The sequence below is a fragment of the Aquimarina sp. AU119 genome, assembly GCF_900312735.1.
Classification (GTDB): Bacteria; Bacteroidota; Bacteroidia; order Flavobacteriales; family Flavobacteriaceae; genus Aquimarina; species Aquimarina algiphila.
Map to the genome: position 1 here is coordinate 458,672 of NZ_OMPF01000022.1, position 13,989 is coordinate 472,660.

Sequence of the window (13,989 nt, forward strand, 5' to 3'; positions counted from 1 at the left end):
AAACTATAATACTATACTTAATTTTGCAACTATAATTAGTATAGTTAAATTAAAATATAGAATATGAGCTTTCTAGAATCAATGCAGCAACGCTACACAACCAAAAAATATAACGCAACAAAAAAAATTGAAAGTCAAAAAATTCAGGAATTAAAGGAGATTTTACATTTAAGTCCTTCTTCAATAAACAGTCAACCTTGGAAATTTACTTTTGTTTCAGATAATGACAAAAAACAAAAACTTTCAAAAGTTTCGTGGTTAAACACAAACAAGGTTCTTGATAGTGATACTGTTGTGGTATTTAGTCGTATTAACAATATAGATGTATTCGAAAAACAAATTGATCAAGAACTGCCAAAAGGTGCAGTTGATTATTATAAAGAATTTATAAAGCCCCAATCCGAGGAGCAAATAAAAGTCTGGTTTGATCGACAAGTTTATTTAGCTTTGGGTGTTTTATTGAGCGCTTGTGCTGAAATGGGAATTGATGCAACACCAATGGAGGGAATTGAACCAAAAAACTATGACAAAATCTTAAATCAGACAGACTACTCCACCCTTATGGCTGTCGCAATTGGCTATAGAGACAAAGAAGATTTTAATCAACCAAGCAAAAATCCAAAATCAAGAAGAGACATCAATAAAGTTATTACAACAGTATAAAATAGAAAGAATGGAAAATCAAAAGTTAACAATCGTAGCTAGAATTTTAGCGAAAGATAAAAAGAGAGAATTAGTCAAAAATGAACTAATAAAGCTTATCGACATCACAAGAAAAGAAAAAGGATGTATTAATTATGACCTGCATCAGGACAACCAAAATAAAAACTTATTTCTGTTTTATGAAAATTGGGAAAGCAGAGAACTATGGCAAACGCATATGAATAACACCCATTTGGCTGAGTATATAAAAGCAACTGATGGTGCTGTCGAAGAATTTATTCTCAATGAAATGTCCCATATCGGATAATAACCACACACAGACAACATATAAAAATAGCAGAAAAGAACTACATTTTAAAATGTAGTTCTTTTCTGCTATCACAGTTTTAAATCAAGTCCATCAAATCTTTTTGGTTTACAACAATCTCTTATTATAAAGTGCTTTAGTACACTCCTTCTTATCCATTTAAATCAAAAAGTGCAATTTTTAGTCCTTTTTTTGTACTTAAAAAGCTTTAATTCTACTTCATCTTTGTAGTGTATTAATCACTAAAATTTAGAATTATGAAATTTGTAACCAAAAGAATACATGCTTTTTTAGATTATCCAGTAGCAATTGCATTAATTATACTTCCATTTTTACTAGGCCTAGGTGCATCTAACCCATTTGCATTTTGGCTTTCTATTGCCACTGGAATAGCAGCACTAATTTTAACAATATTAACAGATCATCATTTAGGAATAGTACGAGTTATTTCATACAAAGCTCATTTAATCGTAGATTTCCTGGTGGCTATAGTTTTTATACTAGCACCATTTATTTTTTCTTTTAAAGGAATAGATGCGTACTATTATTGGATTAATGGTATTGCTGTATTAAGCGTTGTGAGTTTACATAAACCAGAACTAGCTGTTTAGTATTGACTCACAATATATATAGACAATAGCGATTTGAATTGTAATTCAAGTCGCTATATTTTTATTTTGTAAATTACTTTTCGAATATAGAGGTTACATTATTCTAATTTTATGGTAAAACTTGAAGAAGTAATAGATATCCCAAAATTTTCAAATCAGTTAGAAAATAAGGTGTTATATTCTAATCACTCTGATGATATTTCTATATCTTATGATTCTACATATACATTAAAATATGTCATAGAAGGTGTAAAACATTATAGCTTCAATAATCAAAATATTGAGGTATCAAAAAATCAATATTTAATTTTAAATAACAATAGTAGAATTACTACAAACGCAAAAAGAGGAACAAAAGGATTGTCATTCTTCTTGTCACCTAAACTCATCAATGAAGTATATAGTTATCATACCAATACTAAACCTCAACCTGAATTTCTAGAAGTAATTCAAAAACAAACCAATAATAACGTAAGTCTGCTATTAGAAAAAATAACTCATCTTTATGAGAAAGACTCCATTACTTTCAAACATCAAATAGATCATTTGTTTATTCGACTTTCTGAAACAATTATTCAGGAACAAATCAATATTGATCATAAATTTTCGGCATTAAAAATAATTAAACACAATACAAAAAAAGAGCTCTTTCAAAGGGTCTCTTTGGCTAAAGAATATTTAAATGATAATATAAGTAATACTGTTTCACTAGAAAAAATCAGTAGCAATATTGGAATTAGTAAATATTATTTACATCGATTGTTTACAGAAATTAACGGAATTACCCCTTTAGAATATCTCACTTCTATCCGTTTAGAAAAAGCCAAGAATAGATTACGTTATTCTAAATGTTCTATTTTTGAAATTGCTATTGAGTGCGGCTTTGATAACATTTCCTATTTTTCTAATACATTTAAAAAGCATATAGGTTCTTCTCCAACTCAGTATCGAAATAATGTATAGAAATCTGCAAGATTCTATAAATACATTATCAATCGCATAGGTACTTTTGTTTTCTTAATTAAAATAAAGATTTATGCCTATTAGATTAGCACATATCACTGATTTACATTTGGATGAAGAGTTACCTTCAAAAAATGGTATATCAACAAGAAAACGACTCGATGACATTGTAAAGGATATAAAAAATGAAAAAATCACAGAAGTAATTTGTACGGGTGATATTGGTGAAAATGAAGGAGTATCTTATTTCTTCGAACAACTTAAAACGATCTATTTATCGATTACTCTTGGCAATCATGATTCATTTACCGAAATTTCTAAATATTATGGTAAAGGAGCGCATTACGATTCTCTAAAATTATATAGTAGTGTGGAGAAAGAAGAATATAAATTCATATACTTAGATTCTTCTGAAGGTATAATTGATAGCCAACAACTATTTTGGCTTGAAAAAGAACTTGTTTCGCCAAAGCTCATTATCATTTTCATGCATCACCCTGTAATCGGTTTGAATTTAGAAGTTGATAATATAGGAAAGCTTAAAAATAGAGACGCCGTACTGTCCATATTAGAAAGTTATCCTAATAAGATTACTATTTTTTGTGGCCATTATCATATGGAAAGTAAAGTTGTCTACAAAAACATCACTCAGAACATAACTCCCGCTGTTTCCTTTCAAGTTGAGAAAAACCCAAATACCATAGAAATAAACACTTCTATTTTTGGTTACAGAATTATTGAGTTAGAAAAAAATCATCAATCTTCAACAATTAAACTTTTAAGCGATGCAAACTAAAAAACAGTCGCTTATAGAAAGCTTAGTTAATGTTACTGTTGGTTTTTTTATTACTATGATTTCACTACATATCATATTTCCAATACTGGGAATAGAAAATGATTCTGGAAAAAATGTAATCTTAACAATATACTTAACCTTTTTAAGCATACTAAGAAATTATTTTCTTAGGCGATATTTTAATCAGAAGTAAATACATGATTAGGATTCAAAAATTGGTTTCAATTACTAATAAAAGATATAACAGGATTATGTAAATAATTTGTTAGCTAGCTAACAAACTTTCAAGTTTTATAATATTAGATTTGAAATACCAACTTAAATCCTCTTATTACATGAAAAATCTAATTAAACTTTCCGTTTTCTTGACAAGCGATATTTATGCCTATTTCAACTTTAATTGAAATAGGTATTTTAATATTCTACATTTTTTTCCATTTTATCTGACTAGTCACGAAGTGATATAGATTTGTATCTATTTTAACTTATATCCGGTATACCTATACCCATAAGTCAGATCAATACCTTGGTAGAATATTGTTAATTATATTCTGATTCTTTTCTAAATCTAGAGAAACCTTCTGCTACAGCATATTTTTAAACAAAATATGATAATCAAAAGCGCTAGTCTCTACAAACTCTATTTGAAATACTAGGAAGATTAATGCATCGTCCTACATATTACCATACATCATACAATATGTAAATCATTTTTAATTTTTTAATAATCTTTAAAATAAAATGTCATGACTCTAAAACCGTCCTTTTTAATTGTTAGTATTCTATTTCTATCTTTAAGTGTTTACAATGTCCGAGGGCAAAACACTATCGGTGGTCACTTTGGTTTTGTTCAGCCCATAGTAACCATTCAGGATGGAGATACCACTGATGGATTTGATCCGTATACTATTGGATTTCCAATAGGTGTTACGATTCGCAAAAGTGAAAAATTTGCTTTTGATGTAGAACTCGTTCCTTTTATAAGTTCTATTGAAGATTCTGATGGAGATAATACTAGTGCTGTAAATGAGCTTCTAATACATCCTGGTTTATTATGGGGCATTGGTAATAAACTTACGTTTGGAAATCGGATCGCTTATGAAACTAAAAGTGGAAGATATGGAATTACACCACTTTTAAACAGAGGGTTTTCCTTAGGAAAAACTAATGTATTTGCAGAACTCGTATTGCCCATAAGAGTTGGTAATGACCAAGAAATATCATTTACTGCCGCGTTACATTTTGGTATTGGTTTTTAAACTTGTATTCTTTATAAAAGTCTGTTTGACGATATAATTTTTTTAGATGCTTTATGTGTTAAATCATAGATATTATCTATCTAACTATAATTTTATAAATAATATCAACTTTTATCTGCAAAAAAATAAATTTAACTTTATGAACCGACAATAAAACCACATATTAACTAAAAATTACACAAATGAAAAACAAACTCTTAATAACATTAGCTTTTGCTATGATTCTTTTAACCGGCTGCCATCAAAGTGAAGTAAAAGGTGATGGAGAAAAAAAAGGAAAATGTCCTTTTGGTTTCACTTCTGAAGGACCATCTGGAGGACTTAACGTAAGCAACGATGGCAAAACCAATAGAGATTGGTGGCCAAACCAACTTGATCTAAGTGTACTTCGACAACATTCATCGCAATCAGATCCTATGGGGCAGGGTTTTAATTATTCAGAACAATTTAATAGCTTGGATTATGATGCACTAAAAAAAGATTTAACCGAATTAATGACAGATTCTCAGGATTGGTGGCCAGCAGATTATGGACATTATGGGGGCTTATTTATTCGTATGGCATGGCATAGTGCTGGTACATATAGAACTGGTGATGGCCGTGGTGGTTCACGAGAAGGGCAACAACGCTTTGCTCCTTTAAATAGTTGGCCTGATAATGGCAATCTGGATAAGGCAAGAAGGCTTCTTTGGCCTATTAAACAAAAATATGGAAGTAAAATCTCTTGGGCAGATTTAATGATACTCACTGGTAATGTTGCTTTTGAATCTATGGGTTTTAAGACCATTGGTTTTGCCGGAGGCCGAGAAGATGTATGGGAACCTGCAAGTAATGTGTATTGGGGACCCGAAGGTAAAATGTTAGATGATGAACGTTATACTGGTGATCGAGAACTAGAAAAACCTTTAGCAGCGGTACAAATGGGACTTATATATGTTAATCCAGAAGGGCCTAATGGTAATCCAGATCCTGTTGCCGCAGCAATAGATATAAGAGAAACATTCGGACGAATGGGAATGAACGATGAAGAAACAGTAGCCCTTATAGCCGGAGGACATACATTAGGTAAAACACATGGCGCTGCAAGTGGTTCACACTTGGGGGCTTCACCAGAAGATGCCACTATTGAAGAACAAGGACTAGGTTGGAAAAGTGATCATGGAACCGGAAAAGGTAAAGATGCTATTACTTCTGGTTTAGAAGTTATTTGGACCGCTACACCTACCAGATGGAATAATACTTTCTTTGCCAATTTATTTAATTTTGAATGGGAACTAACTAAAAGTCCGGGTGGAGCTCATCAATGGCAAGCAAAAGATGCTGACGAAATATTCCCAGACGCTTTTGATGACAAAAAGAAACATAAACCAACGATGCTAACAACAGATCTTTCGTTACGATTTGATCCTGCATATGAAAAAATTTCAAGAAAATTTCTTGAAAACCCCGAAGAATTTAATGCTGCATTTGCTCGGGCATGGTTTAAATTAACCCATAGAGATATGGGACCTCGAACTACATACCTTGGTCCAGAAACTCCTAAAGAAGAATTTATCTGGCAAGATCCAATTCCATCAGTTGACCACGAATTAATAAATGCAAAGGATATTGCCACATTAAAATCGAGTATTCTTAATGCAGATGTTACAATTAGTGAACTAGTATCAACAGCATGGGCCTCTGCCTCTACTTATCGTAATTCTGATCGAAGAGGTGGTGCCAATGGTTCTCGTATCCGACTAGAACCTCAAAGAACCTGGGAGGTTAATAATCCAAAACAATTGAATAAGGTTTTAGCAACTTTAGAAAAAATCCAAAGTGATTTTAATACAACAGGAAAAAAAGTATCTATCGCTGACCTGATTGTTTTAGGAGGTTCTGCAGCCATAGAAGAAGCAGCAAAAAAAGCAGGTTATTCTATTGAGGTTCCTTTTACTCCTGGAAGAATGGACGCCTTACAAGAGAAAACTGATATAAACTCAATTGCATTACTTGAACCGATGGCAGATGGATTTAGAAACTATTTAAAAACAAAATACACTTTGACTACAGAAGAATTGCTTGTTGACAAAGCGCAATTATTAACATTAACTGTTCCAGAAATGACAGTTCTCGTTGGAGGTATGCGTGTTCTAAATACCAATCATGATAACTCCAGACATGGTGTTTTTACTAAAAGCCCAGGAACATTAACCAATGATTTCTTTGTTAATCTTTTGGACATGAGTACAGAATGGAAAGCCGTTTCTGAAGCAAAAGAAAAATATGAAGGAAGAGATAGAGCAACTAATGAACTAAAATGGACAGCTACACGAGCAGATCTTATTTTTGGTTCTAATTCTGAATTAAGAGCATTGGCCGAAGTCTATGCTAGTAACGATGCAAAAGAGAAATTTGTAAAAGACTTCGTTAATGCATGGAGTAAAGTAATGAAACTTGATCGATTTGATCTATAGCCATTTATAGAATAAAATGTATATAATCAACCCGCTTAGTTTTAAGATCTAAGCGGGTTTCTTTTAGATGTTTCAATCTTTTGTTCAAAATGTTATAAAGTAACAAACTCTTTGCTTATGCGTCGTAATAAAAACGAACATTATCATGGGAGATATTAAAGAAAAGGTCTGGAGTCAAATTTTTATAATTTACACGAGGTTATTAATTGGTGGAGCATTTGTCTTTGCAAGCATCGTAAAGATTAAAGGAAATCGTTTCACTGCTGAAAGTGGAGAATTGAACCCCATTAATAGCGCTTGGCATTTCTTTGAAACTATGTATCAATCAGGTTTATATTGGAAGTTCATCGGAATTGCTCAATTAATAGCTGGTTTTTTACTAATGACTCAAAAATACTCTAAACTTGGAGCCTTATTTAATCTCCCTATTATTTTGAATATATTCATTATAACCATATCATATTATTTTGCATATACCCCGGTAATAACTGGATTAATGCTATTAGCCAATCTATTACTTATTATTTGGGAATGGGACGAAATCAAAATTTTATTTAATTTAACTCCGGTCTTAGACAAAAGAATGCGACTGGAAAAAGATTACATTTGGCAAGTTATTGGACTGATACTATTCTCTTTTATATTTGCTTTTGGATTATTCTTTCATGAGCATAACTTTGGTTTTTGGATTATAGCATGCTTTTTAATCGCTATACTTGGTTTAATATTAGGAATACTTCGAGAAAAGAAACGAAAAAATTATATATAACAAAGTTTATAATGAGTTCGATAATAGTTCTCCATTCTATAGTTAATAATATACCGAGTTTATATTTCAACTAAGAAATAATCATAATTAAAATGTCTAAAAAAACCACAATTAGCGAATCTCTACATCGAACTGAGTTATTCAATCGCGGGGATTTTTTTCTTCAGTATGGTAAACCTTGTATAGAAATAGGAATGCTCATCAAAGGAATTATGAGAGGGTTTGTATATGATAATGACGGTAATGAAATTACGACTCACTTTTACCAGGAAAACGATATGATTATTGGTAGTTATATCCCAAAAACAAATGTCGTAATGTCCATAGAAGCATTAGAAGAATGTAAGATTTCTATAGCCGATTATTCTGAAGTTATGTCATGGGTTAATAAAGACAAAGAAATCACGAAAATAGTAACTAACGAATTCCAAAAACTCAATAAACAATTACAGTCAAGATTGGTATCATTATTAAACCTGAATTCTGTTGAGAAATATGAGTTATTCTTAAAAGAATATCCAAGTTTAATTAATCGAATACCTCATTATTATATTGCAAATTATCTGGGTATTACACCAACACAATTAAGTAGAGCACGAAAACAATTTATCAACAAATGTAAATGAGAAAAAAATAAGAAATCCATTTCTTTACATTAAAATATATAATGTAATATACTATGGAAAAACATTTTGAACTCACAGACGAAGCATTTGAAAACTCATTTACTGACTGTACTCTTGATCCAGAAATCTTCAGTCACGAAGCTCATTTAAGACTAGCATGGATACATATTAAAAACTATGGAATTGAACAAGCAGAAGAAAATATTCAAAAACAATTACAAAATTTTGTAACCTTTGTTGACGCAAAAGATAAATACAACAAAACCCTAACTATTGCAGCAACCAAAGTTGTAAATCATTTCATACGACAATCAAATTCTAATAATTTTAAAGATTTCATACTTGAGTTTCCACAATTAAAAACGCGCTTTAAACAACTTATTGAAAGTCATTATAGTTTTGATATTTTTAATTCAAAGTATGCGAAGAAAGAGTTTTTAACCCCTGACTTACTTCCATTTGATTAAAACAAAAAAGTAACATTCATAATAAAAGATATAATTAAGCCTCTCTAGATTTCTTCTTCAAATCAAACTAGTTATCTTTGAAAGAATACTTAGCAAGTATAAATAATGGGGTTGACTTCACTGATACTTAACGTTATAATTACTTATGGCACCTGCCAGGCTTTTTTCATTGCATTTATTCTATTAAAGTCAGACAATAAAACTCTGTTTAAAAATTTATTTGCATCCCTTTTAATAATTGAAGGCATTACGCTTTTTGAAAGACTTTTAGTAGAAACTCAATTAATTCTTTCTATTCCCCATCTATTGGGTATAAGTTATCCTATTAGTTTTTTAAAACCTCCTTTGATGTTATTTATGACACTTGCAATAACAATTAAAGGTTTTAAGCTATCAAAAAAAATGTATCTGCATTTTATTCCTTTTGGTTTAATATTACTTTCTAATCTTCCTTTCTATTTTTTAAACGGAATTGAAAAATTAGAAACCATAAAAATCTTCATGGAAAAAGTCCCCTCATTTCAAAGTTTTGATTTTTACTTTAGCTTAAGTTTCTTCGTATATATAGGTGTATACATATATTCAAGTATCAAAAAATTAACTCACTTTAAACTACAGGTCACCAATAATGTTTTGGTAAACTGGTATCATATTGTTTTATCTATTTATTCAGTGTTTTTAGTATTACATCTTATGTATTTTATAATTCAACCCATAGGTAAATACAACTTTGCTTTGGTAAATCAAATGAGTATGCTTGTAATGACTTTTATTATTCAGGCCGTAGCTTACAAACTAATTGACAAATCGACTATATTTAGTAGTAAAACCCCTGATTTAAGTGATTTACAAAAAAGAAAAAAAGATGAAATCCTGATCGCTAATAAATTTGAAATCGACAAAATTTATTTGGATGACACTCTAAATCTTCAACGTTTTTCTGAATCAGTTGCACTTCCTTCTGCTTATGTTTCAGAAATTATTAATCAAAAATTCAACTATTCGTTTAAAAAATTGCTTAATCAATATAGATTAAATGAAGCCAAAAAAATTATGCAAAATGCTAATGGAGAAAAAATAAAACTAATCGAAATTGCCTTTGAATGTGGTTTTAATAACAAGGTTTCATTTTATAGAACATTTAAAGAATTTGAAGGCATCTCTCCTTCAGAATATCTTGAAAAGATAAAACGTAACTAAAACTGTAAAAAAATAAGGTTACAAAACGATTCTGTAACCAAAATGTAATTTTATCTCTTTAACTATGCCTCAAGAGATTAAACGACTATAATTATGAAATATAAAGGTTCAGTAACAATACATCAAGAAAGAGAGGTGGTTGTCGCTCTTTTTATGAATGAAGAGTACAACAAAGAATACCAAGATGGGTTTATAAAAAAAGAGTTAATTAATGGTGTTCCTGGTCAAAAAGGAGCAAAATCAAAAATGTATTATAAATATGGTAAACAAGATATGGTAATCACTGAAACGATCACTAAAAATGATTTACCTCAATCTTTAGAAGCTTTTTATCATCACAAACATATGGACAATACCATGAAATATACCTTTACAGAAGTTAATTCTAAAACAACACAATACGATTATGAATGTGAATATATCAGGATTAATTGGTTTTTACCAAAAATAATAGCCCTCTTTTTTCCGGGTATATACAGAAAACAAGTAGAAAAATGGATGAGTCAATTTAAAGAATTTGCTGAAAAACAATAAACTATGTGGGAAAAAAAGTTAAAAACATACGATCAACTTGTTGCAAAATGTAACCGATTTGAAAGAAAAGGAAAAATAATGCCATACACTTCTGCAAATGGACATATGTTTTCGCTTTTTAATAAGGCTGGAGAAATAGGGTTTAGGTTTTCAAAAGAAGTTCAGGAAAAATATATCAAGGAATTTGATACTACTATTTATAAATCTTACAATGCAGTTATGCGAGGTTATGTACTCATCCCAGAGAATATGCTAAGTGATTTAGACAAATTATCAGAATATTTAAATGAAAGCTATGATTATGTCATGAGTTTACCTGCAAAATAGTAGTTATAGCATACTATATATAAAAGCTTTTTATTAAAAAAAATATAAATTTTACATGAATAGCAAACAAAAGCAATGATTATATTTGAATATTCGCTAATTTACCGCGTCAGGTGTTTTATACCCAATGTGAGATCCAATTAAAAAACAGAATAGTTTTTATGAACAAAACATTTATTTTATTAGCAATTTCTATTGTTTTTTGCTGTTGTAGGTCTAGTGGACAAACAACAAATATTTTTGAATCTGAAATACTAAAAATCAAACAAGTTGGTAATAATGTTTTTATGCATATTTCTTATCTAGAGACAAATGATTTTGGAAAAGTTGCGTGTAACGGAATGGTATATTTTAATGAAGATGAAGCTATTATTTTTGATACTCCCACAAATGATCAAACCTCAAAAGAGCTTATACATTGGATTGAAAAAGAACGAAAAAAGAAAGTTAAAGCTGTTGTAGTTACTCATTTTCACACAGACTGTTTGGGAGGATTACAGCAATTCCATAATAACGGAGCAAAATCATACGCTAATAATACCACGATTAAATTGGTAAAACAAAATAATCTAAAAGTAGTACCAGAATATGGTTTTAAAAATAAAATGAAAATTAAAATAGGTGCTCAAAACGTTCATGTTAAGTTCTTTGGTGAGGGACATACCATAGATAACATTGTCGGATATCTCCCCAATGAAAAAGTATTGTTTGGAGGATGTTTAGTTAAATCAGCCAAAGCAGGCAAAGGTAATCTTGAAGATGCTAATACTAATGAATGGTCTAAAACTGTTGAAAAGATAAAAAAGCAAATCCCTGATTTAAAAATTATAATTCCTGGGCATGGTAAACCGGGAGGAACAGAACTTTTGGATCATACAATTCAATTATTTAAGAAGGCTTAACAAGCTAGCCTAACTTATCATAATACTAGAAAAGCATATTTACCCCTAATCATTAAACCAGAATTACTACTGCTTAAAATAGGTTGTTTTGTATTCTAGTCCTAATTCTTTTTTTATAAGTAAGACCTCTGGTTTATCTTTTCTTAAACCAACTTGCCAGTTATTGAAAATCTCCCAAGCATCATTTACAAAAATTGGATCACCATATTGATTAGTTAAAGCCTTGCGAATTCTATCTTCCTCCCCTTTTCCTGTTAAAATCCATACCACATTAAGCTTGTTATCTCCAAAACGCGCTTCTACTTTTCTTGGAAACTCTAAATAATCAACTCCAAAACAGTTTATTTGCAGTTGTGCATTAGGGTCAGAGCCATCTAATTCTTCTATATTTATAAATTTACTATTGGCTTCTAATACTGGTTTTAATTCATTCAAAGTCTTTCCTGTCTTAAGAAATGGTGGTATTTTACTTGAATCATTGGATTCAATTTCAGTTGTCGATGGAAAATTGAGATATGGATTTTCCCAAGTAAATAAATTGGTATGCATAGCTTCTTTGGTAATTATCCAGGCTATATCTTTTTTCTTGTTTAAGAATAGTTTATCCTTAACATAAACATCATAATCTATATACGTTCTGGCAGTGTCATTACGTGTCTCTGTAAATGTATTAAAAACATTTCCTTTGGCTTCAATATAGCTAAGTTTGTTATCGGCAAAAGTAAATACCGCTTTTTCAATTATCCCATGCTTTGTTTTTATTTTTGAACAAACCAAATGTTCTTCTTTGGTTTTGGCTAAAGGAAAACTTGGATTATCAATCGAAATTACATTCGTAGTTTCAGAGATATCTTTTAATTTTTTAGTTACGGTCTCCAATGATTCATTCAATTGAGTATCATTGAATATCATTTCTGCTTGTGCACAAAGTACCATGGGAAGTGCAAAAAATAGAGAGATTATAAATTTTTGCTTTAATTTCATAATTGTTATAATTAAATCATCTTTTATATAGATAAAAATTCAGAGCCCATGTTACAGTATTTTAAAGTAAAAAATAATTTAAATAGTTTTCATATCATCAACTGTCAAAAAAAGAAAGAAATTAACATCCATATAATATTATAGAAGGTTTAGTCAAAAAACAAAAGGTCTTTACTTTTTTGTAAAAGCCTTAAATTTTTATAAGTTTAAGAAAAAACCAAAACATACAAGGTTTAAAATATTATATAGTCTGGACAAATACCTAAGAAGCTTCATGAAATATAGATATATATCAATAATTGTATTGTCCGTTTTCACACTTTTCTTTAGTGGAAAAAAACATCAAAAAAATTCAGCTATGGATATCCCCAGAGGCCTGCAATCTTCTATTTCAGAATTTACAAATCTAGAACAAAAACTTATTTTGAAAGTTGCTAAAAAACTAGAAAACAATGGGTTTCCCATAAATCAATTGACGAGAATTCATCTCAAAAAAAGAATTGATAATACTACAGATTATTATTCTGATAATGAAATTACTTTTTTTGTTAATCCAGGAATTTACAAAAAAGATAAATTTAATTGGGGAATTGAGAACATCGGTATCGATTGGGAGGATCCTTCTGTGATAAGAACACCAGATGGAGGTATTGAATTTGAAGTTGGTCGCAAAATAAACCCCGAAGACCTTATCATGAACCTTTATCGCTTACAAGATTCTTATGATTATGGCACTCTATTAAAAGATCATAATGTTATCCTGAAAAAAATAAATAAAACCATCGTAAGCAGCACACTAGAAGAAATCAAATATTTCACTGCAAACGGGGTAGCAGAATTAATTAAAAATTATCTTATTGTATTGACCCAAGAACAAGAAAACATATACGAAATGACAATAAGAAGAATGGACAATGAATTTATTGATGTTAAACATTTTAATACACTTTTTGAGCAGTATCGTTTAAAAATAAATTTAAATACATCAAGGATCGAAATATTAGATAGATTTGATCCCACTTTTTTCCCTACTCCTGTTGCTCATCCTCCTACGCCTATTATTAAAAACAAGAATTAAAGATTAAATTTTACACATCAAAGATTAATTACAATACATTAAATAAA

The 13,989-nt window shown here is 30.1% G+C and carries 16 protein-coding genes; 15 read left to right on the top strand and 1 reads right to left on the bottom strand.

The annotated features are described in order from the left end of the window. Window positions 1-63: 63 nt before the first annotated feature. The 14 genes from DK442_RS19885 (at window position 64) to bla (ending at window position 11,880) form a co-directional block, all read left to right on the top strand. Window positions 64-663: a nitroreductase family protein gene (locus DK442_RS19885; protein ID WP_200825145.1), complete on the top strand. Its 600-nt coding sequence runs from the start codon at window positions 64-66 to the stop codon at window positions 661-663. 10 nt (window positions 664-673) lie between these two features. Beyond that, window positions 674-970 (top strand): putative quinol monooxygenase, encoded by a 297-nt coding sequence (locus DK442_RS19890; protein WP_109437638.1) that lies wholly within the window; start codon window positions 674-676, stop codon window positions 968-970. 257 nt (window positions 971-1,227) lie between these two features. After that, a complete protein-coding gene (locus tag DK442_RS19895) occupies window positions 1,228-1,581 on the top strand; it encodes a hypothetical protein (protein ID WP_109437639.1) in 354 nt (117 codons plus the stop codon). A 111-nt stretch (window positions 1,582-1,692) separates the two neighbouring features. After that, window positions 1,693-2,544 (top strand): helix-turn-helix transcriptional regulator, encoded by an 852-nt coding sequence (locus tag DK442_RS19900; protein WP_109437640.1) that lies wholly within the window; start codon window positions 1,693-1,695, stop codon window positions 2,542-2,544. Between the two features lie 73 nt (window positions 2,545-2,617). Next, window positions 2,618-3,340 (top strand): metallophosphoesterase, encoded by a 723-nt coding sequence (locus DK442_RS19905; protein WP_109437641.1) that lies wholly within the window; start codon window positions 2,618-2,620, stop codon window positions 3,338-3,340. Window positions 3,341-4,086: 746 nt separating this feature from the next. Then, complete coding sequence (locus DK442_RS19915; protein ID WP_109437643.1) at window positions 4,087-4,599, top strand: hypothetical protein; 513 nt, start codon at window positions 4,087-4,089, stop codon at window positions 4,597-4,599. Between the two features lie 182 nt (window positions 4,600-4,781). Continuing rightward, entirely contained in the window at window positions 4,782-7,055 is a 2,274-nt protein-coding gene (katG, locus tag DK442_RS19920) for a catalase/peroxidase HPI (RefSeq protein WP_109437644.1), read from the top strand. A gap of 145 nt (window positions 7,056-7,200) precedes the next feature. Then, entirely contained in the window at window positions 7,201-7,824 is a 624-nt protein-coding gene (locus DK442_RS19925; RefSeq protein ID WP_235010998.1) for a hypothetical protein, read from the top strand. 92 nt (window positions 7,825-7,916) lie between these two features. After that, window positions 7,917-8,450: a Crp/Fnr family transcriptional regulator gene (locus tag DK442_RS19930; RefSeq protein ID WP_109437645.1), complete on the top strand. Its 534-nt coding sequence runs from the start codon at window positions 7,917-7,919 to the stop codon at window positions 8,448-8,450. A 53-nt stretch (window positions 8,451-8,503) separates the two neighbouring features. Further along, window positions 8,504-8,917, top strand: coding sequence for a hypothetical protein (locus tag DK442_RS19935; RefSeq protein WP_109437646.1), 414 nt, complete (start codon window positions 8,504-8,506; stop codon window positions 8,915-8,917). 348 nt (window positions 8,918-9,265) lie between these two features. Continuing rightward, window positions 9,266-10,117: a helix-turn-helix domain-containing protein gene (locus tag DK442_RS19940; RefSeq protein ID WP_160114268.1), complete on the top strand. Its 852-nt coding sequence runs from the start codon at window positions 9,266-9,268 to the stop codon at window positions 10,115-10,117. A 93-nt stretch (window positions 10,118-10,210) separates the two neighbouring features. Beyond that, the gene (locus tag DK442_RS19945) at window positions 10,211-10,651 is read left to right on the top strand and encodes an SRPBCC family protein (RefSeq protein WP_109437648.1); all 441 of its coding nucleotides are present in this window, start codon (window positions 10,211-10,213) and stop codon (window positions 10,649-10,651) included. A 3-nt stretch (window positions 10,652-10,654) separates the two neighbouring features. After that, on the top strand, window positions 10,655-10,978 hold the full coding sequence (locus DK442_RS19950) for a hypothetical protein (protein WP_109437649.1): 324 nt from the start codon (window positions 10,655-10,657) through the stop codon (window positions 10,976-10,978). 161 nt (window positions 10,979-11,139) lie between these two features. Further along, window positions 11,140-11,880, top strand: coding sequence for a subclass B1 metallo-beta-lactamase (bla, locus tag DK442_RS19955; RefSeq protein ID WP_109437650.1), 741 nt, complete (start codon window positions 11,140-11,142; stop codon window positions 11,878-11,880). Window positions 11,881-11,946: 66 nt separating this feature from the next. On the opposite strand, the gene DK442_RS19960 is transcribed toward bla, so the two are convergent. Continuing rightward, window positions 11,947-12,864 (bottom strand): hypothetical protein, encoded by a 918-nt coding sequence (locus DK442_RS19960; protein ID WP_109437651.1) that lies wholly within the window; start codon window positions 12,862-12,864, stop codon window positions 11,947-11,949. Window positions 12,865-13,222: 358 nt separating this feature from the next. On the opposite strand from DK442_RS19960, the gene DK442_RS19965 reads away from it, so the two are divergent. Continuing rightward, complete coding sequence (locus DK442_RS19965) at window positions 13,223-13,942, top strand: hypothetical protein (RefSeq protein ID WP_109437652.1); 720 nt, start codon at window positions 13,223-13,225, stop codon at window positions 13,940-13,942. The last annotated feature ends 47 nt before the right edge of the window (window positions 13,943-13,989 follow it).